Source organism: Variovorax sp. 05L425 (genome assembly GCF_056397705.1).
The window spans coordinates 161186-182197 of sequence record NZ_JBFTNY010000014.1 but is presented as its reverse complement, the minus strand read 5'-3'; the positions used below and the strand labels follow the sequence as shown (position 1 = coordinate 182197).

The following is a 21012-nucleotide window of genomic DNA, read 5'->3' as shown; positions in this document are numbered from 1 at the left end:
CTTTGGCCTTGCAAGCGTGGGCAACGCCGCAGACGGCCCCTTTGCACGACAACCCGAAGGGAAGGTATGCCAGGACGGGCCACTCGGCGTTGCGCTCCTTGCATGTGCCAACGCACATGCGGCGTCGCGCGCCTTGATTGGCCCGTCCTCGCATACCTTCGCGACCCCGGAAGTAGTGTGGACAGGCCCTAGCTGCCGCAGCGTCCCTTGTCGTCCGATTTGAAGCAGAAGTCGGCGGTCAGGCTCGAGGACTCCCAGGGTACCTGCACGCGACCGGTGTCTTCGGCGACGCCGATGCGCACTCGCTTGAAGAGTTGCTCGATCTGCAGCCCCGGCATCGCCATGTTGGCCAGCAGGTGACGTGCATAGACGCTGTGCTCGCTGTTGGCGCTGTCGAGGGCCACGCCGTTCGGCGCGGTCGAGAAGGCCACCAGCGTGCCCACGGGCGCATCGAGCGTCGCCAGGCCACCCGGCGTCGCGCCGCGGAATTTCAGGCGCCGTCCATCGGGGCCCACGATGACGCCGCCCGCGAAGGGGTTCACACGGCAGGCATCGAGCACCACGATGTTGGCACCGGTGCCAATGGCGCTGAGTCGGTCGACGAACTCGCCGACGTCCGCACTTTGCCGCTGGATGTCCTCTTCGGACTGCGGGTCGGCATCGATCGGCACCAAGTAGTTGCGACCCTTGACCTGAACCCCGTGACCGGCATAGAACAACACGCGAACCGCCGCCTTCGGCGCACGCATCGAAAACTCGCGTAGCGATTCGATCAGTTCCGGCAGTCGCGTGTTCTGACGCAGGCTCACCTCGTAGCCAAGGCCGCGCAGCGCCGCCGCGACGGCAACGGCATCGCCCGGCGGGTTCTTCAGCGGTGCACCTCGGTAGGCGCCGTTGCCAATCACCAATGCGATGCGCGACCCTGCATCCTTGACATCGGCCTGGGCGCTCATGGCGGGACCGAAGGGCAGGGCTGCGGCACCCAATGCACCGCGCAGCAGCAGGCGACGGGTCAGCAGTGTGGCCATGGCGGCTACTCCCGGGGCGGCACGCCGGGCGCGAGCACCGCGGCCTGAACGATCGGGGCGGCCTGCACCCGGGCGAGCGCCGCCGCTTCGCTGCCGGCCGGCACACGCAGGTAGTAATCGCCGAGCTGGCCAGGGCCGCCGGCCAGTTCGCCGTGAATCTGGATCATGAGCATGCGGATGTCGGTTTCCTTGGCGTCCGGCGCGAAGCTGACCTTCAGCATCGGGCCCTCTTCCACGCGAACCGAGTGCAGCGCGCGGATTTCGTCGGCGCTGTCGCGGGCGTTGCCGAGCAGGGTCACGATCAAGCCACCTTGCACTGCCATGACCGCCAGCGCGCCCAGCGCATAGCTCGGGCGCATGCCAAGGTTGCCGAAAAAGGCGCTGATGCGCTCGGCCAGGGTCGGACGGTCGCCCTGGATCAGGCGCATGGTGCGGGCCAGGCCGATCGTTGTCGGCACGGCCGGCACGTTTTCCTGCACGCGTGCCTGCAGCGAGCGATACCAGTCCAACTCGCTGCGGGCCTCGGGATGCTGTTCCATGTATGCGTCGACCCAGGCGCGGTCTTCGGCTCCCAGCGAGCCGTTGGCGTACCAGGGGAGCAGTTCTTCGAAGCGTTCTTTCATGATGACCGTGCTCCGGTGGCAACGGTCGCACTATTGCGGCGCAGCAGCGATGAAAAGATTTCGACCATGATGACCACCAGAATTCTTCGCCTCTCGCGAACCTGTGACTGACCCCGATCGCTGTCCCGAATGCGGCGTGCGCACACCATATCAACTTGTGCGACCGACCGCACCGAGACCCCGATCTACCTGCACGGGACAAACCCGTGTCGGCTCTGGGTTGCGCGAGCTCGGCGGATGGTTCAAATATATTTTCGCGCGATGGCCAAGCGCACCACAAGCTTCAGGATGCGAGAGCGCCTCTGGCATCAGGGGCACCACCCTCACTGCGCAGCAGCGCCTGCAGGCAATTCTTGATCTTCTGGCGGGCGTGGAACAGGCGCGTCTTGACGGTGCCCTCGGGACAGTTCTGTACCTCTGCCACCTCAGCCAGGCTCATGCCCTCGTAAAACACCAGGTGCAGACATTCGCGATGCTCGTCCGACAGCTTGCCCATGCAATGTTGCACGCCTTCACGCCGTTGCTTTCCAGCCAACTCCGCGTAGGCGTCGGGCGTGTCGGATGCGGTGGTCTCGGCGATGTCTTCGAGATCTCCATGCACCTCGTCAGGCCGCCGCGCGCGGTAGACCATCAGCGCCTTTCTGCGCGCAATTCCGATGAGCCACGTGGAAAACTGCGAATCGCCGCGAAAGCGATCGGGGTGGCGCCAGACCTCGTAAAACGAGTCCGCCAGGACTTCCTCGGCTCGCGCATGGTCGCTCAGCATGTTGAACACATACGCGTACACCTTGCGGCTGAACGCCTTGTACAGCTGACGAAACGCTGCCTGGTCTTCGCGGCCGATGCGTACCAGCAGCTGGTTGACCTCGTCGTTGTCCATGCGGGCGGAGGGTGCGGGTGGCGGTGAAGAAATATAGCGTTTCTGTCCGATTCATAGCGAATCTCGTGGAAGTCGACTCCCGGGCGGTCTACGGCGCGGCGCGATAGAAGTAGTAACTTGCCGTGTACGGCACGCGTGCCGACTGCGCGGCATTGGCGGCGCTGCAAGGCTGGGTAGGGGCAAGCCCACCCATTGTCCTGATGCGCTGGATGCTCTTCGTCGGGCCAAACACGCCGGCGCCGGCGGTTGCCTTGGCATTGAGAAGCAGCCATGGGATGGCGGTCGGATCCGGGCCCGGATCGCGAGCCTTGACCTCGCCGACCACCGTACTGCCGTCGGTCGATTCCCATGTCGGACCGGCGAAGTGTTTGCCGAGTGGGCGACCTTGCCGATCGGCGAGCGATGCCTCGGGCGCGCGGAACGCCCACTCGTAGGCGGAAGGTTGATCTGCCTTGGGCGCGCATTCGTAGATCTGGACCCCGGAGGCGAGCGCCTCGAGAAACATGACCTGCCCCGCGGGCGGACGAAGGTTGGCCGGAACTTCAGGCGGGGCAGGGGGAGAGAACTTGCTCGCACAGGCGGTCGCGACGAGGACCGCGATCGGCAGAGTACAGGCGGATGCAAGGGACGATCGCATGAGTTGCCCTTTCAAATGTTCGATAGCCGTGAACTCGCGGGCCTGCTGCAAGCGCCGCCTCCAGGCTCGCTCTATTAGACGTCAGGCAGACCGTTGCGTTGCTGCCAGCGTGGCTCGGGCGCTGTTTTGCCAATCAAGCTGAACCCATTCAGAGGTTGCTGCAACTCAGTGCCAGACACAAGGAGAACGACATGGAACACGATCTTCGCCCCATCAACGTCATTCGTGCCGAGCTGGCCCGCGCCAAGGATGTGCTTGCTGCCTTGGGCTCCGACAACATCGGGGGCACCGTCCATTTCTTCGCCCGCAATCGCGTCAAGCGCCTGACCGACGAGCTCTGCGTCGCTGAGGCCACCGCCGAGCGGCTCGCAGAGGCGGTTGCATTGAAGTGGATTTCTCGCTATGCCCGCGTAGCAAGCACCTGATGTTGAAGTCCAGGGAGGGTCGGGAGCGCGCAGATGCTTGTCGAGTTGGCGCGGGATGCCGGAGTTGATGTCGGTTGAGCTCACTCAGACGGGCGTTACGCGCGGTCGAGCATCTTCATCATCGAAGCGTGGTAGCGATCACCGCTGATCTGCCCGGGAGCGAACATATTGTCGATCTGCCGGATGGTCTCCTTGTCCAGAGGAATGCGTAGCGCGTCCAGGTTTTCCTCGAGAAAGTCCAGCGTGTCGCAGCCGCAGATCGCCATCATTCGGGGGTTGCGGTTGAAGAGCCAGGCAAGGGCCAGTTGGGACAGACTGCAGCGCAGTCCTTGCGCGACGTCACCCAGACGGTCGACCAGGGCCACATTCTTGGGGAAGTTCTCTGGCGAAAACCGTGGGTACTTCCGACGCACATCGTTCGGCTCCAGCTGATCGAGGCTGCGGACCTTGCCCGAGAGCATGCCGCGCGCGAGCGGCGAGAAGGCCATGAGCGTCACGCCGAGTTCGTCGTAGACGTCAAGCATGTGTTCCTCCAGGTCCCGGGTCCACAGCGAGTATTCGGCCTGGACCGCGGTGACGGGGAAGACCGTGCACGCACGGCGCAGCGTGGTCTCGGATACCTCGCACAGCCCCAGGTAGCGGACCTTCCCTTCCTTGACGAGGTCGGCCATCGCACCGACCGTGTCTTCCACCGGCACGTTGGGATCAAGACGATGCTGGAAGTACAGGTCCAGGTAGTCTGTGTTCAGGCGCTTCAAGGATGCTTCGCACGCCTTGCGTACATAGGATGGCTCACCGCACACGCCGAAAGTGGCGCCTTCCACCGGGACGTAGCCGAACTTGGACGAAAGCAGAACTTCGCTGCGACGTCCGCGCAGGGCCGAGGCTACCAGTTCCTCATTGTGGCCCCAGCCGTAGAAGTCGGCGGTGTCGATGACGTCGATCCCCTGATCAACCGCGCGCTGGATCACTTGAACGGATTCGGTGTCCGAACGCTTGCCATAGGCATTGCTCATGGAGTAGCAGCCCAGCGCCATGCGCGTCACGCGAACGCCTGTCTTGCCCAGTTCGCCTTGGTGAAGTTCGCTTCGCATATCGCCAACCGTCTAGCTGGTCGCGCGATGCTTGAAGCCGGATGCCTTCGGCGCGATGTATGCCGGGATCGGCAGGTTCCGGTCGCGCAGGTAGCCCAGGATCCCATCCTCGATGGCCCCTGCGTCGCGAACATCCAGGAATTGGTCATCTTCGAAGTTGACATTCGCTCCCTGCACGACCATGAAGCCCTCGGCGGGTCCTGCCGCATCCTCAGGAACGGAGAATGTGTGGATGGACCCGGCGGGCTCGTAGAGATAGCTGCCCTCGGTTTGGGGGTTGTCCGGGTGCTCCAGGTAGGCCCACTGTCCCTTCGTCGTGAAAAAGTGAACCGTGCCCGTGTGGAAGTGCGTCGGCAGCCGGGTGCCGGGCGCAAACTTGCCATACAGCACCCAGATGCCGTTCTCGCGGTCCAGGAAGAGGGGGATGACTTCCGAACTTGGCGCTGCGCCAGGCACGTATGTCATGTCATGGATGTTCACGGAAAGCAACTCGTCTTGCCGGGTGATGGAACTGGGGGAGGGCATGTCGTGCTCCTTCCGGTCTTAGTCCAGGCCCAACTGCTGGAGCTTCAGATCAGGCGACGTGTAGGGGCGCTCGCAGATGATCTTGGAAGAGCCGGGTCGGAACTGGAAGGACGCCGCCATGCGGACCTTGAACGACCGTCCGGACGCCGGGTAGGTCTTGCCCTTCAGCTTGAATTCGCCCAGGTGGGTGCCGGTCAGATAGAACTCCACGAGCACGGAGTGGGCCGCGTCATCAGCCGCCAGCGAGATGATTTCATTCTTCTGGTCGGGAAATGCCGTGCGCGAGGTGTTGAAGTACTTGCGGACTTCCTCTTCGCCATCGTGAACCTGGCCGTTCCCGTACATCTCGTAGCGGGGATGCTCGAAGGTGTCGATGACGCCATCCCAGTCCTGCTCGCACTCCAATGCCATGTGGTCGCGAACGGTCTGCAGTCGGGCCTGCCTCAGTTGGTCTTCAGTCATGTGGATACTCGTAGGTGGTGGAAACGTTTCCGCAATTCTGGATTGTTCTGCCTTGCTTCATATGCGGGTCTTCCCTAGGTCCTTGGGCCGTCGGCTGCAGTCCTTACTGCTTGAGATGACTTCATCGCTGGGGCACTCCACATCGGCAAGCCCGTCGAGATCCCAACTAGGTGCTTCCCCTAAGTAGAAACGTTTCCACAAAAAACCTAGGATCCAACCCATGTCGAAAACCACAAGCCCCTTTGCGAGTCCGCCCTCCCATATCCAAGCCCCCATGGATACCGCACACGAGGGGACCAAGGCATGAAGGCGCGCGCAACCATCCGTGATGTCGCAAAAGCCGCGGGCGTTTCTCTCGGCACGGCGTCTCGCGCCCTCAACCGTGCCGGCAGAGTGAGCGAAGACGCCATCGCGGCCGTGACGAAGGCCGCGCGGCAACTCGGCTACGAACCCGATGCCGTGGCGCAGAGCATGCGCACCCGCTCCACCGGCGTGATCGGTCTCCTGGTCTCTGACTTCGCCAACCCTCTGTACGCACGGATCATTACCTCGGTGGAAGCGTCCATGCAGGCCGCGGGCTACACGCTCCTGCTGGCCAACACACACAACGATCGCAAGCGCGAGAAGGCGCTGGTTGAGACCTTTCGCGGCCGCCGGGTCGACGGCCTCATCCTCGGCCCGTGCGAAGGCGAGGCGCCGGAATTCCTGGAGCGCCTGGATGCAGACCTGCCTGTGGTGGCGTTGGATCGCGACTTCTCCGCCTCCGGCACCGGGGTGCATGTGGACCACTATCACGGCGCTCTCCAGGCCACGAGGTACCTGCTGAACCTTGGTCATACGGAGATCGCGCTCCTGACGCCCGGCAGCGTTCTGCGCCCGGGGCGCGATCGCATCGCCGGCTTCGAGGACGCCTTCCGCGAGCGTGGCCTGACGCCCAATCCCAAGTTGATTCGCGCGGAGCGGTCCGCGATGGACTACGCCTTCAGCGAAGCGCTCGGATTGCTGTCGGCCCCGCAGGCGCCCACCGCCTTCATGTGCCTGGGAACGCGCATTCTCTCGGGCGTCTTGCAGGCGCTGCGCCACTCGGGTCGTTCGGTGCCGGACGATGTCAGCGTCCTCAGCATCGGCGACACGGATCTATCGCAGTTGTTCAGTCCCGCGATCACTTCGCTGACCTGGGACTTCGAAGCGGTAGGGACTGCGCTGGCTCAGTTGATTCTCAAGCGACTCGACCGCGATGTGAAAGCGGAACCCGAGCGTGTCTTGCTGACGACCCAGATGGTCCTGCGCGAGTCGTGCGCATCTGCACAAGTGCTCAAGGGCAAAGCGGCCGGCGCAGGCGCGCGAAAGGCGACCCAGAAGGCGGATCGGTCCGGCTGAAGAGGTGCGACGAGCCTTGCGGAGAAGCCGACTTCGCACATCCATATTTCAAACAACTGGTTGAAAGGATTTCATCATGAGTTCCATTTTTGGCGGCGTTCGCCAGATCGGGTATGTGGTCAAGGACATCGAGAAGGCGATGGACCACTGGGTCAAGCTGGGCGTCGGCCCGTGGTTCTACAAGGAGGATGTCGGGTCGACCGAGTTCCGCTACTACGGCAAGGATTCGAGAATCCCGAAGCTGTCCATCGCGTTGGCCAATTCGGGAGATCTGCAGATCGAGCTCATCGAGCAGCACGACGACGCGCCCTCGCTGTACCTCGACTCGCTGAAGAAGAACGGGGAGGGGGCCCAGCACGTCGCTCACTGGACCCCTGACCGTTTCGACGAGATCTGCAGGCACCTGCTGGAACAGGGCTATGTGGAAGGCCACAGCGGGCGCATGGGGGCCAACCGAGGACCGTACGCCTACTTCATTCATCCCGACCTGCCCAGCGGCATGTTCGAGATCTCCGACTCCAGCGGCGGGAAGGCCGAGTACTTTGCCGAGGTGAAGCGCGCCGCCGAGAACTGGGACGGCAAGGACCCCATCCGGCGTATTGGTGCGCCGAAATGAGCGCAATGTCTTCAGTAGTCGCGAGTCGGACGCCGGTGATTCCCGAGCGCATGAAGGGTGCGGTGCTGACGCCGCAAGGCATTGCTCTTCAGGAATTGCCCGTTCCCCGGCCTGGCGCCAACGAGTTGCTCATCAAGGTACGGGCGAGTTCACTCAATCGCGCCGACCTGTTCCTGGCGGAAGGGAAAGCGCACGGCGGCCACGGCGGGACAGGGACCCCGCTGGGCCTGGAGTGGTCCGGCGACGTGGTCGCGACCGGTGCCGATGTCACCGCCTTCAAGGTGGGCGATCGGGTCATGTGCTCCGGCATCGGAGGGCTCTCCGAATATGCCGTCGCGGACTGGCGGCGCACCTTTGCCTTCCCGCAACGCGATCTCGGCTACGACGCTGCTGCGTGCTTGCCCGTATCGCTGCGCACGACGCATGTGTCCATCGCCACGACGGGCAGGCTCCAGAAGGGGGAATCGGTTCTGGTTCTGGGCGCCTCGTCGGGGGTCGGCCTCATGAGCCTCCAGGTGGCGAAGCTGCTGGGCGCGGGCCTGGTGATCGGCACATCCACCAAGGCCAATCGGCGAGCGAAGCTCGGCGAGTTCGGCGCAGACTTCGCCATCGACAGCAACGATGCCGATTGGGCCGATCAGGTGGTCCAGCATACGGAGGGCCGCGGTGTCGATCTGCTGATCGACTTCCTTGCCGGTCCGCTGATCAACGACAGCATGCGGGCCGTGAAGGTGGGGGGGCGCATCGTCAATGTGGGACGGATGGCGGGCGAGTCCGGTCCTTTCGACTTCGACTTGCATTCGATGCGGCGAATCCAGTACCTGGGGACCACCTTCCGCACGAGGACGGCCGATGAAGTCCACGTGATCCAGCAGCAGGTGCAGGCCGATCTCTGGCCGGCGCTGGAAGCAGGGCGCCTAGGCGTTCCGATCGACGCGACGCTGCCGATCGAGCGCGTCAAGGAAGCCTTCGACCTCATGATGGCCAATGGCCACTTCGGAAAGATCGTGGTCACGCAGCCATAGATGGCTCCAGGCCTGGCGCCCGAGGACAAGGGGGCACCGGACGCCTCCACGCAAATTCACCCACGGATCAAGGAGACATGACATGAATGCATTCGCCAAGCTCGGACTCGTCGCTGCGTTGTTGATGGCAGGCGCCGCCGGCTATGCACAGCCAGGCGCCGACTACCCCAACAAACCCATCAAGTTCATCCTGCCTTCCTCACCGGGCGGCGGCGGCGACATGGTCGGGCGGTTGATTGGAGACGGTCTGTCCAAGCGCCTTGGTCAACCGGTGATCATCGAGAACAACGCCGGCGCCTCGGGGACTATCGCCATCTCCCAGTTGTCCAAGGCCCAGCCCGACGGCTACACGATCGGCCTGGGCACGATGACGTCCACGACGCTGGCCCCGACCGTGTATCCGAAGCTGCCCTACGACCCGGTGAAGGACCTGACCACCATCGCCGGGATCGGGACGTCGCCCATCGTTCTCCTCGTGAGCAACGATCTGCCGATCAAGAATCTGAAGGAGTTCCTGGACTACGCACGCAAGAGCCCGGATCCCGTGCAGTACGGAAGCTGGGGACTGGGCTCGACGGGTCACTTCTGTGCAGAGGTTCTGAGCCAGAAGACTGGCGTCAAGCTCAGCCATGTGCCCTACAAGGGGTCGGCGCCGGTCATGACGGCGATGCTCGGTGGCGAGATCAAGGCCGCCTGGCTCGACATGGCGACCGGCACCGCCGCCGTCCGCAGCGGCAAGGTTCACCCCGTGGCGCTGTGCACCCGGCCCACCGCCGGCTTCCCGGACGTCGGCACCTACAAGGCTCAAGGCGTCGACTTCGACCAATGGACCGGATGGGCCATGTTCGCGCCGCCGAAGATGCCCAAGCCGGTTCTGGACAAGCTTGCCAAGGCGGTCAAGGACACCATCAGCGATCCGGCGGTTGCGACGAAGCTGCTCGATTGGGGCATCACGGCCGAGTTCATTCCCGGTGAGCAACGCAATGCGGACAACGCCAAGGACATCCAGGCCTGGCGCAAGATTGCCGTCGATGCCGCCATGAAGTTCGAATGAGTCCAGGAGATTGGCATGGGACAGTTTGAGGGGTTCGTAGCATTGATCACGGGCGGCGCGGGTGGCATCGGCGCCGCGACGGCTCGTCTTCTGGCGCAGCGCGGCGCTACGGTCATCGTCGGCGACTTGCGGGAGCCTGAGAATTTCGCTGCGGAGGACCCGCACCTTGCATTCCTTCCGCTTGATGTCACTTCGGAGCAGAGCTGGGTTTCCGTCGTGGCGCACATTGTCGAGCGGTATGGAAAGCTGGACGTGCTCGTGAACGCGGCGGGCATCGTCGGCGACGTGGTGTCCGGAACGCTCGAGCGCACCACGCTTGCCGAATGGCGCAGGGTGATGGCGGTCAACCTCGACGGGACCTTCCTCGGCTGCCGAGAAGCGATGACCGCCATGGCCAGGCAGGGCAAGGGTGCGATCGTCAACGTGTCGTCGGTTGGGTCCTACTATCCCACCACGCAAAGCGTTGCGTACGGCGCGAGCAAGGGCGGCGTCACGCAGCTGACCAAGTCGGTCGCGTTGTTCGGCAGCCAGGGCGGAAAGCGCATTCGCTGCAACTCCGTTCATCCTGGGCGGACCGATACGGCGATGCTGGACAGCATCGTTACCCAGCGCGCGCAACGCGCCGGGGACACTGGCAGCGGCGAGGCGCAAGCCTCTGCCCAACGCATTCCGCTCGGCGCCACCGGCACGCCCCAGGACGTCGCGAATCTGATTGCATTCCTGGCGTCCGACGAGGCGGGCTACATCACCGGGGGCGAGTTCGTCGTGGATGGCGGATGGAAGCTGCTTCGCTGAGGACGGTCGTGAGGTATCTCGCTGATGGATCGATCTTGGAGATCGACTCCCGGGCAGGACGTTTGCGCAATGCCACGGTGCTGGACTACGGTCTTGCCGAGTTCACCCCTGCCTGAGGCAATGTGCGGGCGCAGCGATGCACCGTGAACCCACAAACTTGTCTCGCAGGCAGTCTGCTGATGGTCGATGGTGGCATGAGCGCCTGAGTGCTTCGTCCCCATTCATCAAAGATCCCGCTCAGGGTCATGCCGTCTTCGGCATGCTCCGTCGCTCGGTCGAAAGATAGGCCTCCACCTTGTGCAGGAACAGCGTGACCTCGTCGAGCAGGCACTCACGTCACAACGCCGCCCGCCGTTTAGCCTTCAGATCCGCCACCTTCCCTCAGAAATGAGAGAACGTGCACTTGGATGTCCTGCAACTGCTTGTCGGTCAGGCGGTGATGAATCAGCAAGTCTGGAAGTTTCGGCGCCAGGTTTCTCAAGTCCTGACGCACCTGTTCCGGAGAAACGTCCAGCAGGTGCGCCACGACAAGCCCGATCGCAATCTGCTGGGCCTCCAATTTCTGAAGGATCGTTCTGAGTTCTTCCTCGTTCATGGGTCCCCCTTTCAAAGCAAAGGCCGTTGGTGTGAAGGAAATCTATTTTCGATTCTGCGCGGGTATCCCGTCCACGCCGGGCCGCGCGCGCCTAGCCTCCTCGCGATCTCGTTAGACCGGTCGACGAAATTTCGAGCATGCCTAGGCTCCCAGCGCTTGCTTGCAGGTCTCCAAAAATGCCAGCGATGCCGGCGGCAGTGTTCGCCCCTTCTTCTTGATCAGCGCAATTGGCCGTGCGAAGCTGGCATCGTCGATCGGGCGGGCCGTCAGGGTCGGCTCGGCGGCGATCTCACGCGCCGAGCCCGGCAGGATCGTCATGCCGATCAGCCAGGACATGTTCTTCCCGCTCGCGGACTGCCAGGCCGAACAGGAACTGATCCCCGGGAGCGAGTTCCGTCCCATCGCGAGCATCGACGGCCATCTGGCTCTTTTTGGAACAGACCCGGACTTTTTGGCGCAGGTCGATACGCACTTGCGAGCGCTACTTGCGAATTCCGATTGACCCGGAAAGTTTCACGTCTCATGGTCAGGATCTGGCGCGCGGTCACGCCGCGCCTGCTCAAGCTCCGCACCGAATCGCCTTGCGCTTGACCAGCTCCGCATACCGGTTCGGAACCAAATCGATCCGCGCCGCCGGCTTCCATCTGTGCCTGAGCGCCCACGCTCATGTACTGCGCTGAGTGCTTCGCGCTGCCTGGCCCGAAGGCGACATGATTCGAGGCTTCGCGCACAGCCTCCCGGATGTGGTGCTTGACTGACGGGTGCTTGCGATCCGCTCGATTCACGAGCAACGCCGCAATTTCGCAGTGCTTCAGGAAGTGCTTGTGGTGGTGAAACTCTCGTTCCACGGCCTTGGCGCCAGGGGCGACCGACATGGGATCGTCTTCCTGGTTCAAGGGGCGTGCGCAGATCGAACAGTTCATCGTTGGGGTTGGCATTCGGTTCCGGACCATGGAATGTACCGGCGCCGTGTGCATGGACGAAACACGAGAACGCCATATACGTTTGGCCTGCGATGCCGCCTTCGTGGCTCCCGCGCCTATTGCCGTCCGGGTTGTACTTGGCGCAGTTGATCGCCATCCACCTTCTCGCCGAGACGTCGCATGACCCACCGGGTTCTATCAGCAGCCGGTGACATCGCTCCGAGATCGATAGCCTCTTGCCGCTCGTCGACATACCTGATGGCCGCTGAACTGAGCAGGGTCGGCACAAGGTCGGCATGCATCGCCTTCGCTTCGTGATTGGCGCGGAGCCGCTCCCATCGCGCGGAGTTGCTGGCGCGCCAATCATCGCTCGCCCACATGACGGCCGGGACTCTCGTGTCCCAGCGCGTCGGATCCTTCAGCGCGTGCTGAAAGAGCTTTCGCCCGTCGTCAAGCAGGTTCTCGCCATGGTCAGCCGTGTACATCACGAAGGACGAGCCGCCCGCCTGCGCCGCCTCCGAGATCACAGCATCGACGAATCGGAGGGATTCGGCTACGGCGTTGTCGTAGGCGCGGATGAAATCCGGCAGCGTGGAATCATCCGGGAGTTCAGAAAGCTTCGAGCAGTCGGCTTGGAAAGCGGCTATTGCAGGGTCATAGCGATCGCAGTAGGAAAAGTGTGCGCCGTAGGCATGCAGCACGATCAATTTCTTGGGCGCGTTCTGCGCGAGCACCCATCTGAGCGATGGCAGAAGACTTTCTCGATCGGTCCTCTTTGTTGTGACGAACATGTCGGTGTTGGCGTCAGGCCACGCAATACCTCTTTCCTGGACGGCAAGCCAATAGGTGTGAAATCCAGCTTCCTCGAAAGCCTTCATGAATGTTGCGTCCTTGCTGACCCGAAATGCACCGCCAGGCATTTCGCGCGAGACGAGCAGGGGGACCGACGTATGCGTGCTGCTGGATCCGGACGTCACATCGCAATAGATGATCGCGTCTTGATGGCTGATGCCGACCTGCTTTTGGCCGCCGCATGCGCCGAGCCGGTCGGCACGCACTGTTTCCCCGATGATGAGGATGTATGTCTCGTTCTTCGGGTGAAGGCCCGGCAACCGCGAGGCGCCCCAACTCGCGGACGGCGACCGAGGATTGATGGGCGCATAGGGCAACGCCGTCGAGATGAAGTCGTCACGGCCGATCGCAGAAGCCGCGGCCACGGAAATCACATTCAGCGGCCACGCGCGCAGCACAGTGTCATGAAAGACGGCGCCGCATGTGACTGCGGCGACAGTGAGTGTCGCAAGGGTGGCCGAAGGCCACTTCCCGCGCGCCGTCCGGGTTGACGGAGTGCGAAACAACACCCAGATCGGCGCGGCGAGCAGGACCGCGGTCAGGGCTATCCACTGGGCATGAGGCTGAATCATTGGCCACGCTTCGTGGGGGTCCGGCCGGATCAAGGCCGCCTCGAGAAGATTGACATCGCGTAGAAGATTGGCTCCCACGGCCAAGACGCCGAACAGCGCCGGGACGTAGGTGAGCACCAGGAATACGCGAAGCCCCAGGATTGCCCGAAGCAAGCCAAAGAACACGGCGGTTGCGGCAAAGAGGTAGGCGGCCCCGAGGTCCCAGACGTGCGTGGATGAAAAGATCGTCAGGGCTGGGATCAGCAGGATGGCGCCCCAAACATAGTCGATCAAACCGACGACGCGGTGCCGTCTGTTTGCCATTGGCGCGGATGCGACGCGCGCCTCCTGTGGATCGCTATGCTGCTCCATGACCTTCCACGCAGATTGCGCCATTCTAGATTTCTGCCGCACCCCCGGTGGGTCAAAGTTCAATCGGCGCTGACAGGCAAGGAGGGAGCTTCATCGGTCGAGCGCCGCCCATCCATCGGCTCTGACGATAGATGCCATCGAAACAAACAGGCTTCCGCGAGAGATGGCGACCTCATAACCTTCAGACATGCCATCGCCTCACGCAGACCCACCGGCACTCGCCGGGTCCTCGGCAATGACGTCAGCCCGCGGCCGCTGAATCGGGGCGCATTCTGAAACTTGGGAAATCATCATGAGCAAAGTCCTTGTCCTGTACTACTCGTCCTATGGCCACATCGAGAAGTTGGCCGAAGCTGTGGCTGAGGGCGCGCGAAGCGCCGGAGCACAGGTCGACATCAAGCGCGTACCCGAGACGGTTCCGACGGAGATCGCCAAGGCAGCCCACTTCAAGCTCGACCAAGCGGCTCCTGTCGCCACCGTCGCCGAACTCGAGAACTACGACGCCATCGTCGTCGGTACGGGCACGCGCTTCGGTCGCATGTCCTCGCAGATGGCCGCCTTCCTCGACCAGGCCGGCGGGCTGTGGATGCGTGGCGCGCTCCACGGCAAGGTGGGCGGTGCGTTCAGCGCCTCGGCGACTCAGCACGGCGGCCAGGAGACCACGCTGTTCTCGATCATCACCAACCTGCTGCACTTCGGCATGACCATCGTGGGCCTGCCCTACAGCCATCAGGGCCAGATGAGCGTTGACGAGATCGTCGGTGGCGCTCCCTATGGAGCGACGACTGTCGCTGGCGGCGACGGCTCCCGTCAGCCGACGGAGATCGATCTCGCGGGTGCGCGGCACCAAGGCGAGTTGATTGCAAAGACGGCTGCCAAGCTGTTCGGTTGAGTTCAGCCCTTTCCTGGAGAACAACACCATGAGCAGCAAGATCGACGCGGGTGAAGCGGCGAAGGCCGTTGTCCGCCGCAACACTGAAGAGGTTCAAGGCCGTGGCAACTACGCGCTCTTCGATGAACTCTTTGCCGATGACTTCCTGGACCACACGCCACAGCCCAATTGCACGCCGGACAAGGCTGGCGCATTGGGCCTTTACAAGACGTTGCGGGCTGCATTTCCGGACTTCCATGCAGACATTCATTGGCAGCGGGTCGACGGCGACGTAGTGACGACCTACAAGACCTATCACGGCACGCACCAAGGCGCCATGTTCGGCATTGCACCCACGGGTCGCAAGATCCAGTTTGAAACGGTCGACGCGATGCGCGTTGAGGACGGGAAGATCACCGAGCACTGGGGCGTCGCGAATCTCTTCTTCTTGCTCCAGCAACTCGGCGCCTGGCCGCCGGCAGCGCTAGGGCAGGTTTGAAATGAGCGACATTCTCAAAGGCAAGGTCGTCATCGTCACCGGCGCCGCCAGCGGCATCGGAAGGGCGATTGCGATCGGCGCGGCACGGCATGGTGCAAAGGCAGTCATCGTCTCGGATATCACCGAGACGTCCAACGAAGGCGGAAGCACAACCACTTCGGAGATCGAGTCGCTCGGCGTCGCCGTCCGTTTTCATCGCACGGATGTAAGCCAGCATGCAGAGGTCGATGCGCTGGTCGATGCGGCTGTGGAGTTCGGCGGCGTCGACGTGATGGTCTGCAATGCCGGCATCACGCTGCGCTCGGACAGTGCCGACGTCGCGGAAGACGATTACCGCCGGCTGATGGCTGTGAACCTCGACGGTGTGTTGTTCGGTGCACAGGCGGCAGCGCGGCAGATGAAGGCGCGCGGCAAGGCCGGCAGCATCGTGCTGATGGCCAGCATGGGTGGGATTGCCGGTGCGGGCATGACCGTGGCGTACTCCACAAGCAAGGGCGGCGTCGTGCTGATGGCAAAGGCCCTTGCCGACGCGCTCGGACCTGAAGGAATTCGCGTCAATTCGGTCGCGCCCGGAATCATCGACACGCATCTCCTGCGTACCAACCCGGGCATTGCCGCGGTATCCGAGAGCTTCAGGCAGCGCACGCCGTTGCGCCGGCTCGGCAAGCCGTCCGAGATCGCCGACGCAGTCGCGTGGCTGGGCTCGGACATGTCGAGCTACGTCAGCGGCATCGCGCTTCTGGTTGACGGTGGCTTGCTCTCGGTGATCTAGAACCCTCGGCGGCAAACCGCCGTGCCTCAAACCTCACTTCACAGGAATCACGCCATGCGACTCTTAGCTTTCAATAGCAACGGCCAACCTGCACTCGGCCTGCGCAGAGACCAGGAAATCATCAACCTCACCGCCGAAGGCTTGCCGTCCACGCTGGACGAGTTGCTTCGCGCCGGGCCTGCCGGATTGGAAGCGGCCAAGCGCGCGGGAGAGACGGCCCGTAGCCGACTGCATCTGTCGGAAATCGCGTGGCTTCCTCCTGTTCTCGCGCCCGCGAAGGCCATCGCCGTCGGCCTCAATTTTGTCGACCATGTGTCCGAAAGTCGCTTTGAACCGCCGAAGTACCCCGTTCTGTTCCATCGCTACCCGAGCTCATGGGTCGGGCATGGTGTGCCGCTCGAGCGACCGCATGTGTCGACTCAATTCGACTACGAAGGCGAGTTGGTTGTCGTGATCGGGAAGGCGGGCCGGTACATCGACAAGGCACGGGCACTGGAGCATGTCGCGGGTTACTCGGTGTTCAACGACGGGTCCATTCGGGACTACCAGACGAAGTCGGCCCAATGGATGATGGGAAAGAATTTCGACCGGTCCGGTTCCTTTGGTCCGGAATTCGTCACCGCCGATGAATTGCCGCGGGGTGCGACGGGACTCCGGCTGCAAACGCGTCTCAACGGCCAGATCCTCCAGGATGCAAATACGCGCGACATGATTTTCGATGTCGCAACGCTGGTCGCTGTCTGCTCCGAGCCCTTTGCACTCGAGCCGGGCGACATCATCATCGCCGGAACGCCTTCCGGCGTGGGCGCTGCACGCAAGCCTCCGATTTTCATGAAGGCCGGCGACGTCTGCGAGGTGGAGATCGAAGGCGTGGGATTGCTCTCCAACCCCATCGTTGACGGGGACTGACGAGAGAAAGCCAATGTCCCAACCACGCAAAGTCATCATCACCTGCGCCGTCACAGGTGCAATCCACACGCCCTCGATGTCGCCATACCTGCCGGTGACCGCAGCGGAGATCGCGGAGGCAGCCTTGGGTGCTGCCAGCGCGGGCGCGGCCATCGTGCACCTTCATGCACGCGATCCTTCGAATGGGCGGCCGTCTCAGGACCCGGCACTCTTTCGCGATTTCCTGCCGCGCATTCGCGAAGCCTCCGATGTGGTCGTCAATCTCACGACCGGGGGCTCGCCGACGATGAGCGTCGAAGAGCGCTTGCAGCCCGCGCTTCAGTTCGCCCCCGAGGTGGCCTCGCTCAACATGGGCTCGATGAATTTCGGACTCTACGAGATGCTGAACCGCTTCAAGGCGTTCAAGCATGACTGGGAACGCCCCTATCTGCAGAACAGCGACGATCTCGTGTTTCGCAACAGCTTCAAGGACATCGAGCACATCCTGAGGGCATGCTCGGCCAACGAGACGCGCTTCGAGATCGAATGCTACGACATCAGCCACCTCTACACCGCTGCGCACTTCCTGGACCGCGGTCTCGTCAAGGGCCCGCTCCTGATCCAGTCCGTGTTCGGCCTTCGCGGAGGCATTGGCGCGCATGCTGAAGACCTGATGCACATGCGCCGGACGGCCGAGCGCCTGTTCGGCAATGAGTACGTGTGGTCGGTACTGGGGGCAGGGCGCAATCAGATCCCGATGGCGACCATGGGCGCCGCTGTCGGAGGGCATGTGCGCGTGGGCCTGGAAGACTCGTTGTGGGACGGTCCCGGCCGCCTCGCTCGCTCGAATGCCGATCAGGTCCGCCGCATCAGGACAGTGATCGAGGCGCTTTCTCTCGACGTGGCCACGCCCGACGAAGCCAGAGCGATGCTTCGCTTGAAAGGGCGGGACGCCGTGAAGTTCTAGAGACCGCTTCAGTCTGATCAGGAATTCAAAGAAGCAAGCAGATGACATCTGGAAATTTGACCAAGCAGAGTGAAGTGCTGAATACAACCGACGCCCTCACGCTCATGCGCATTCCACCGAAGTTCGACGTGACGGAGTGGCCGAAACAGGTGGAACTCTTCCTCGAGAAGACCCAGAAGCCATTGCATCGGGCCATCCTCAAGAACTATTTCCGTCACCTCCTGCTGGAGGTCGCCGGCTACTGGGACCAGATCATCGTGCCGGAACTCACGATCGACGAGCCCATGTACCGCGTGGGAGACCGCAGTGAGATGCGAGTCCTGTCGGGTAAGGCAGCCGTTGAAGGGTTCTACAGGGAGGCGTTCGAGACCCGGCAGAACGTCATGGGTGCACGGACGATGAACATGGGTGTGGAGGACTATGGCGTCACCACGGAGGCCGTCTGGACGCACGTGGTTCCAGGCAACTGTCTCAAGGATCACGACATCGATGCCGATCCCGATGCCTACTACCTCATGAACCACCATCTGTTCCAGATCTTCTCGTACACCAACCATCCCAAGCCCAAGCTGATCTCGGAGCGCATCTACGACGACCCGGAGAGCTACAGCTACGAGAAACTCGACCCGGCGGATGTCGTGACGCCCGAAATGGCCCGCGAACAGCTGGCACCGTTCCTTGCGCGAGCGACCCTGGACTAAGGTGCAACTCGTGCAGTGCCTCTTCCATCGCCGGTTCCCTTATACGACTCCCGCGGTGCGCAAGGCGCGTAACTCCGCGTCCTCCAGGCGTGCCAAGCGAGCCATTACCTCCTCGGTATGCTGACCAGGGCGTGGGGCGTGGCCATCGTAGGCGCCTGGCGTGCGGCTGAACTTCAAAGGAAAGCCGGCGGCAGCGGCGTCGACATGGCTTCCCGACAAAGGATTCCAGACACGCTCGACCATCCCTCGCTCTTCGAGATGAGCCCAATGCATCACCTCGTCGATGGTACGCACTGGGCTGCACGGCACCTTCGCACGATTCAAGATTTCGATTGCGTCGGCGCTCCTCAGTTTCCGCGTCCACGACTCGACAATCCTGTCAACGTCAGCGTTGTTGGCAAGACGCCAGGGCAGTCGACAGTAGTCGCCATGTTCGAGCAAGTCGTCTCTCTGCATCACGCCGACGAGTGCGGTCCAGTCGGACTGCGTCGCAGTTCCAATCACGACCCATCCGTCCATGGTCTGGTAGGCATTGAATGGAGAGAACCGCATGATCCGACTACCTTGCTGGAACTCCAGGCCCAGTCGCTTGTAGCAGTCGAGCGGCTCGTCGAAGATGAGGGAGAAAAGGCAATCGGCCATTGACACATCGATGGCTTGGCCCACGCCGGTACGCTCCCGATGCAGCAAAGCCGCAACGATGCCATTTGCGGCGAATACGCCCGCGATGGCATCCGAGATCGGAGACCCCGCCTTCACCGGTCCGGTCTCAGGCTGCCCGGTGATACTCATCAACCCGACTGCGGCCTGCACCATCGGATCGTAGGCCTTCAAATTCTTGTCCGGCCCGGTGCTTCCGTACCCGGTCAGCGAGCAGTAGATGAGGCGAGGGTTGACTTGACCAAGCTGCTCGTAGCCAATTCCCAATCGGTCTGCAACACCGGCGCTGAAGTTTTCGACGACCACATCGGCATTGGCCACCATTCGCTTGAAAAGCGCGACGCCTTGCTCCGACTTCAGATTCAGCGTCGCTGACTTCTTGGCCCGTGCGCGCTTCAAATAGGCCAGCCCCATATCCAGGTCAGTCTGGCGCTCGAACGAGATTCCACGGGGGCCTGCGTAAGGCGGCGCGAAGGCAGTGGGATCACCCGTTTTCGGATCATCGATCTTGATGACCTCCGCACCCATGCCAGCAAGCAGCAATGTCGCCTGTGGACCCGAGAAGAACCTCGTCAAGTCCAATACAACCACACCATCCAGAATCTTGTTCATTTGCTCTACTCTTTGTAGCGACTGCCGATCGGGGGCAGTCTAAGTAGGGCCGCACAGATGAGGGAAATAGTGGATCCGTCTGTCGGTATAGCGGCGGCTTATGCCCCTGGAGCAACAACGCGCTGATCAAGTTGAGCGCCAATCCAGACCTTGCTCTTCACAAGGGACTCACTGACTTCCACGACCAACTGCGAAATGCAGCTCGCAGCCGTGCTGAGCGCAACGATGTCGTATGTGCAAAGGGAAACGCTGCGTGTGAGATTCACGCCCGATATGCGATGCGCCGTCACGCCGTCGTGATGCGTTGATCCGGAGAGCGCAGAAGCGGACAGAATCGCCGACGCGAGACCGCTCGCGACCACTGACTTGATGGTAGGCAAGGAATCGAGCTCTGCTATCACATCGAGAGACAGCCCCGCGGTTTCGAAAGCACGGTTGACAATTTGCCGTGTAGCGTTCGAACTCGCCGGCAGGACAAACCGATGTGTGGACGCTTTCGCCAAAGAAATTGCCGCGCCGAAACGCTTCTTCCCAGCGCAAAGAAGGAAAAGTTCCTCGATGAGCAATGGCTTCACATGAAGGTGAGACGCCTGCTTCTGAACAGTCACACCACCACCGGCGATCTCGCTCACATCGAACAGGACCGACATCTCCAAGCGGCCGTTCGCAAGCAAATCGCGCAAATGCCCGCTCAGACCCTCGACCACTCGAAGTCGTATGCCGGGAAAGCGTGTCTGAGAAGTCGCGATAAGCGGCGTCGCAAGGACATTGGCCACACTTGTCGGCATGCCGATGGACACCACGCCCGAGGGATCCGAGTTAGCACTTGTCACATCGGCCTTGAGGCGATCGATCAGGCGCAAAACGCTCTGTGCGTGCCGATATAGAACCTGCCCCGCTTCCGTCGCAGACACACCGCGCACCGATCTGGAAAGGAGTCTTACGTTGAGTTCGGCCTCGAGTCCGGCGACTTGCTGGCTGAGCGCCGGCTGCGCGATGAAGAGGTCAGCGGCGGCGCGCGACAGACTTCCCAACTCAACAATTCGGACAAAGTAGCGAAGCTGCCTCAGTTCCATCCGCCTAGTGTCGCACGTGCAGGGTCATCTGCAAGATCCGCCCGCTACTGCTCGTGAAAGGGGCGGGCGATATGTCTGCCTTATACCGGGATGTCCATTCCCTATTTTCAGGTTCCTGAACACGAGACC

The 21012-nt window shown here is 62.4% G+C and carries 25 protein-coding genes; 13 read left to right on the top strand and 12 right to left on the bottom strand.

Annotation, left to right across the window (positions count from 1 at the left end):
* Positions 1-188: 188 nt before the first annotated feature.
* From AC1DN9_RS17530 to AC1DN9_RS17515, 4 genes are all read right to left on the bottom strand, one after another.
* Positions 189-1028 (bottom strand): caspase family protein, encoded by an 840-nt coding sequence (locus AC1DN9_RS17530; RefSeq protein ID WP_478102369.1) that lies wholly within the window; start codon positions 1026-1028, stop codon positions 189-191.
* A 5-nt stretch (positions 1029-1033) separates the two neighbouring features.
* Positions 1034-1651, bottom strand: a complete 618-nt coding sequence (locus AC1DN9_RS17525; RefSeq protein ID WP_478102367.1) for an anti-sigma factor — start codon at positions 1649-1651, stop codon at positions 1034-1036.
* A gap of 283 nt (positions 1652-1934) precedes the next feature.
* Positions 1935-2531, bottom strand: a complete 597-nt coding sequence (locus AC1DN9_RS17520) for an RNA polymerase sigma factor (protein WP_478102365.1) — start codon at positions 2529-2531, stop codon at positions 1935-1937.
* An 88-nt stretch (positions 2532-2619) separates the two neighbouring features.
* Entirely contained in the window at positions 2620-3168 is a 549-nt protein-coding gene (locus AC1DN9_RS17515; protein ID WP_478102363.1) for a DUF3455 domain-containing protein, read from the bottom strand.
* Between the two features lie 191 nt (positions 3169-3359).
* Here AC1DN9_RS17515 and AC1DN9_RS17510 point away from each other — a divergent pair, with 191 nt between their 5' ends.
* Entirely contained in the window at positions 3360-3593 is a 234-nt protein-coding gene (locus tag AC1DN9_RS17510; protein ID WP_478102362.1) for a hypothetical protein, read from the top strand.
* Between the two features lie 95 nt (positions 3594-3688).
* Here the strand turns inward: AC1DN9_RS17510 and AC1DN9_RS17505 are convergent, their stop codons facing one another.
* Genes AC1DN9_RS17505 through AC1DN9_RS17495 form a run of 3 tightly spaced genes read right to left on the bottom strand, consistent with a single transcriptional unit; the run spans position 3689 to position 5674 of the window.
* Complete coding sequence (locus AC1DN9_RS17505) at positions 3689-4687, bottom strand: aldo/keto reductase (RefSeq protein WP_478102361.1); 999 nt, start codon at positions 4685-4687, stop codon at positions 3689-3691.
* Positions 4688-4699: 12 nt separating this feature from the next.
* Entirely contained in the window at positions 4700-5212 is a 513-nt protein-coding gene (locus tag AC1DN9_RS17500) for a 2,4'-dihydroxyacetophenone dioxygenase family protein (RefSeq protein WP_478102359.1), read from the bottom strand.
* An 18-nt stretch (positions 5213-5230) separates the two neighbouring features.
* Positions 5231-5674 carry an ester cyclase gene (locus AC1DN9_RS17495; RefSeq protein ID WP_478102357.1) on the bottom strand — a complete coding sequence of 148 codons (444 nt, stop codon included), beginning with the start codon at positions 5672-5674 and terminating at the stop codon, positions 5231-5233.
* A 303-nt stretch (positions 5675-5977) separates the two neighbouring features.
* Here AC1DN9_RS17495 and AC1DN9_RS17490 point away from each other — a divergent pair, with 303 nt between their 5' ends.
* From AC1DN9_RS17490 to AC1DN9_RS17470, 5 genes are all read left to right on the top strand, one after another.
* Positions 5978-7054, top strand: a complete 1077-nt coding sequence (locus AC1DN9_RS17490; protein WP_478102356.1) for a LacI family DNA-binding transcriptional regulator — start codon at positions 5978-5980, stop codon at positions 7052-7054.
* Positions 7055-7130: 76 nt separating this feature from the next.
* Entirely contained in the window at positions 7131-7670 is a 540-nt protein-coding gene (locus AC1DN9_RS17485) for a VOC family protein (RefSeq protein ID WP_478102354.1), read from the top strand.
* 5 nt (positions 7671-7675) lie between these two features.
* On the top strand, positions 7676-8695 hold the full coding sequence (locus AC1DN9_RS17480) for a quinone oxidoreductase family protein (RefSeq protein WP_478102352.1): 1020 nt from the start codon (positions 7676-7678) through the stop codon (positions 8693-8695).
* An 82-nt stretch (positions 8696-8777) separates the two neighbouring features.
* Complete coding sequence (locus AC1DN9_RS17475) at positions 8778-9749, top strand: Bug family tripartite tricarboxylate transporter substrate binding protein (protein WP_478102350.1); 972 nt, start codon at positions 8778-8780, stop codon at positions 9747-9749.
* A gap of 15 nt (positions 9750-9764) precedes the next feature.
* Positions 9765-10544, top strand: coding sequence for an SDR family NAD(P)-dependent oxidoreductase (locus AC1DN9_RS17470; RefSeq protein WP_478102348.1), 780 nt, complete (start codon positions 9765-9767; stop codon positions 10542-10544).
* Positions 10545-10899: 355 nt separating this feature from the next.
* On the opposite strand, the gene AC1DN9_RS17465 is transcribed toward AC1DN9_RS17470, so the two are convergent.
* Together AC1DN9_RS17465 and AC1DN9_RS17460 are read right to left on the bottom strand one after the other, a co-directional pair.
* On the bottom strand, positions 10900-11139 hold the full coding sequence (locus tag AC1DN9_RS17465; RefSeq protein ID WP_478102346.1) for a hypothetical protein: 240 nt from the start codon (positions 11137-11139) through the stop codon (positions 10900-10902).
* Between the two features lie 141 nt (positions 11140-11280).
* Positions 11281-11475 (bottom strand): LysR substrate-binding domain-containing protein, encoded by a 195-nt coding sequence (locus AC1DN9_RS17460; protein ID WP_478102344.1) that lies wholly within the window; start codon positions 11473-11475, stop codon positions 11281-11283.
* Here AC1DN9_RS17460 and AC1DN9_RS17455 point away from each other — a divergent pair.
* The gene (locus AC1DN9_RS17455) at positions 11474-11641 is read left to right on the top strand and encodes a hypothetical protein (RefSeq protein ID WP_478102342.1); all 168 of its coding nucleotides are present in this window, start codon (positions 11474-11476) and stop codon (positions 11639-11641) included. The genes AC1DN9_RS17460 and AC1DN9_RS17455 overlap by 2 nt on opposite strands.
* Before the next feature lie 537 nt (positions 11642-12178).
* Here the strand turns inward: AC1DN9_RS17455 and AC1DN9_RS17450 are convergent.
* The gene (locus AC1DN9_RS17450; RefSeq protein WP_478102340.1) at positions 12179-13900 is read right to left on the bottom strand and encodes a sulfatase-like hydrolase/transferase; all 1722 of its coding nucleotides are present in this window, start codon (positions 13898-13900) and stop codon (positions 12179-12181) included.
* 229 nt (positions 13901-14129) lie between these two features.
* Between AC1DN9_RS17450 and wrbA the strand changes: the two genes are divergently transcribed.
* The 6 genes from wrbA to AC1DN9_RS17420 are packed head-to-tail and all read left to right on the top strand — an operon-like array spanning position 14130 to position 18535.
* Positions 14130-14729, top strand: a complete 600-nt coding sequence (wrbA, locus tag AC1DN9_RS17445; RefSeq protein WP_478102338.1) for an NAD(P)H:quinone oxidoreductase — start codon at positions 14130-14132, stop codon at positions 14727-14729.
* A 28-nt stretch (positions 14730-14757) separates the two neighbouring features.
* Positions 14758-15207, top strand: coding sequence for an ester cyclase (locus AC1DN9_RS17440; RefSeq protein ID WP_478102336.1), 450 nt, complete (start codon positions 14758-14760; stop codon positions 15205-15207).
* 1 nt (position 15208) lies between these two features.
* The gene (locus AC1DN9_RS17435) at positions 15209-15979 is read left to right on the top strand and encodes an SDR family NAD(P)-dependent oxidoreductase (RefSeq protein ID WP_478102334.1); all 771 of its coding nucleotides are present in this window, start codon (positions 15209-15211) and stop codon (positions 15977-15979) included.
* Between the two features lie 54 nt (positions 15980-16033).
* On the top strand, positions 16034-16888 hold the full coding sequence (locus tag AC1DN9_RS17430) for a fumarylacetoacetate hydrolase family protein (protein ID WP_478102332.1): 855 nt from the start codon (positions 16034-16036) through the stop codon (positions 16886-16888).
* A 13-nt stretch (positions 16889-16901) separates the two neighbouring features.
* Entirely contained in the window at positions 16902-17834 is a 933-nt protein-coding gene (gene kce, locus AC1DN9_RS17425; RefSeq protein WP_478102330.1) for a 3,5-dioxohexanoate:acetyl-CoA acetone transferase, read from the top strand.
* Positions 17835-17875: 41 nt separating this feature from the next.
* Positions 17876-18535, top strand: coding sequence for a hypothetical protein (locus AC1DN9_RS17420; RefSeq protein WP_478102328.1), 660 nt, complete (start codon positions 17876-17878; stop codon positions 18533-18535).
* A 39-nt stretch (positions 18536-18574) separates the two neighbouring features.
* Here AC1DN9_RS17420 and AC1DN9_RS17415 read toward each other — a convergent pair whose 3' ends face one another.
* Together AC1DN9_RS17415 and AC1DN9_RS17410 are read right to left on the bottom strand one after the other, a co-directional pair.
* Complete coding sequence (locus AC1DN9_RS17415) at positions 18575-19807, bottom strand: CaiB/BaiF CoA transferase family protein (RefSeq protein WP_478102327.1); 1233 nt, start codon at positions 19805-19807, stop codon at positions 18575-18577.
* A 98-nt stretch (positions 19808-19905) separates the two neighbouring features.
* Positions 19906-20883: a LysR substrate-binding domain-containing protein gene (locus AC1DN9_RS17410; protein ID WP_478102325.1), complete on the bottom strand. Its 978-nt coding sequence runs from the start codon at positions 20881-20883 to the stop codon at positions 19906-19908.
* Positions 20884-21012 lie beyond the last annotated feature (129 nt).

Bases quoted from the DNA above. Each gene is read 5' to 3' on its own strand.
- AC1DN9_RS17530 (WP_478102369.1), bottom strand. From the start codon at position 1,028: ATGGCCACACTGCTGACCCGTCGCCTGCTGCTGCGCGGTGCATTGGGT.
- AC1DN9_RS17525 (WP_478102367.1), bottom strand. From the start codon at position 1,651: ATGAAAGAACGCTTCGAAGAACTGCTCCCCTGGTACGCCAACGGCTCG.
- AC1DN9_RS17520 (WP_478102365.1), bottom strand. From the start codon at position 2,531: ATGGACAACGACGAGGTCAACCAGCTGCTGGTACGCATCGGCCGCGAA.
- AC1DN9_RS17515 (WP_478102363.1), bottom strand. From the start codon at position 3,168: ATGCGATCGTCCCTTGCATCCGCCTGTACTCTGCCGATCGCGGTCCTC.
- AC1DN9_RS17510 (WP_478102362.1), top strand. From the start codon at position 3,360: ATGGAACACGATCTTCGCCCCATCAACGTCATTCGTGCCGAGCTGGCC.
- AC1DN9_RS17505 (WP_478102361.1), bottom strand. From the start codon at position 4,687: ATGCGAAGCGAACTTCACCAAGGCGAACTGGGCAAGACAGGCGTTCGC.
- AC1DN9_RS17500 (WP_478102359.1), bottom strand. From the start codon at position 5,212: ATGCCCTCCCCCAGTTCCATCACCCGGCAAGACGAGTTGCTTTCCGTG.
- AC1DN9_RS17495 (WP_478102357.1), bottom strand. From the start codon at position 5,674: ATGACTGAAGACCAACTGAGGCAGGCCCGACTGCAGACCGTTCGCGAC.
- AC1DN9_RS17490 (WP_478102356.1), top strand. From the start codon at position 5,978: ATGAAGGCGCGCGCAACCATCCGTGATGTCGCAAAAGCCGCGGGCGTT.
- AC1DN9_RS17485 (WP_478102354.1), top strand. From the start codon at position 7,131: ATGAGTTCCATTTTTGGCGGCGTTCGCCAGATCGGGTATGTGGTCAAG.
- AC1DN9_RS17480 (WP_478102352.1), top strand. From the start codon at position 7,676: ATGTCTTCAGTAGTCGCGAGTCGGACGCCGGTGATTCCCGAGCGCATG.
- AC1DN9_RS17475 (WP_478102350.1), top strand. From the start codon at position 8,778: ATGAATGCATTCGCCAAGCTCGGACTCGTCGCTGCGTTGTTGATGGCA.
- AC1DN9_RS17470 (WP_478102348.1), top strand. From the start codon at position 9,765: ATGGGACAGTTTGAGGGGTTCGTAGCATTGATCACGGGCGGCGCGGGT.
- AC1DN9_RS17465 (WP_478102346.1), bottom strand. From the start codon at position 11,139: ATGAACGAGGAAGAACTCAGAACGATCCTTCAGAAATTGGAGGCCCAG.
- AC1DN9_RS17455 (WP_478102342.1), top strand. From the start codon at position 11,474: ATGTTCTTCCCGCTCGCGGACTGCCAGGCCGAACAGGAACTGATCCCC.
- AC1DN9_RS17460 (WP_478102344.1), bottom strand. From the start codon at position 11,475: ATGTCCTGGCTGATCGGCATGACGATCCTGCCGGGCTCGGCGCGTGAG.
- wrbA (WP_478102338.1), top strand. From the start codon at position 14,130: ATGAGCAAAGTCCTTGTCCTGTACTACTCGTCCTATGGCCACATCGAG.
- AC1DN9_RS17440 (WP_478102336.1), top strand. From the start codon at position 14,758: ATGAGCAGCAAGATCGACGCGGGTGAAGCGGCGAAGGCCGTTGTCCGC.
- AC1DN9_RS17435 (WP_478102334.1), top strand. From the start codon at position 15,209: ATGAGCGACATTCTCAAAGGCAAGGTCGTCATCGTCACCGGCGCCGCC.
- AC1DN9_RS17430 (WP_478102332.1), top strand. From the start codon at position 16,034: ATGCGACTCTTAGCTTTCAATAGCAACGGCCAACCTGCACTCGGCCTG.
- kce (WP_478102330.1), top strand. From the start codon at position 16,902: ATGTCCCAACCACGCAAAGTCATCATCACCTGCGCCGTCACAGGTGCA.
- AC1DN9_RS17420 (WP_478102328.1), top strand. From the start codon at position 17,876: ATGACATCTGGAAATTTGACCAAGCAGAGTGAAGTGCTGAATACAACC.
- AC1DN9_RS17415 (WP_478102327.1), bottom strand. From the start codon at position 19,807: ATGAACAAGATTCTGGATGGTGTGGTTGTATTGGACTTGACGAGGTTC.
- AC1DN9_RS17410 (WP_478102325.1), bottom strand. From the start codon at position 20,883: ATGGAACTGAGGCAGCTTCGCTACTTTGTCCGAATTGTTGAGTTGGGA.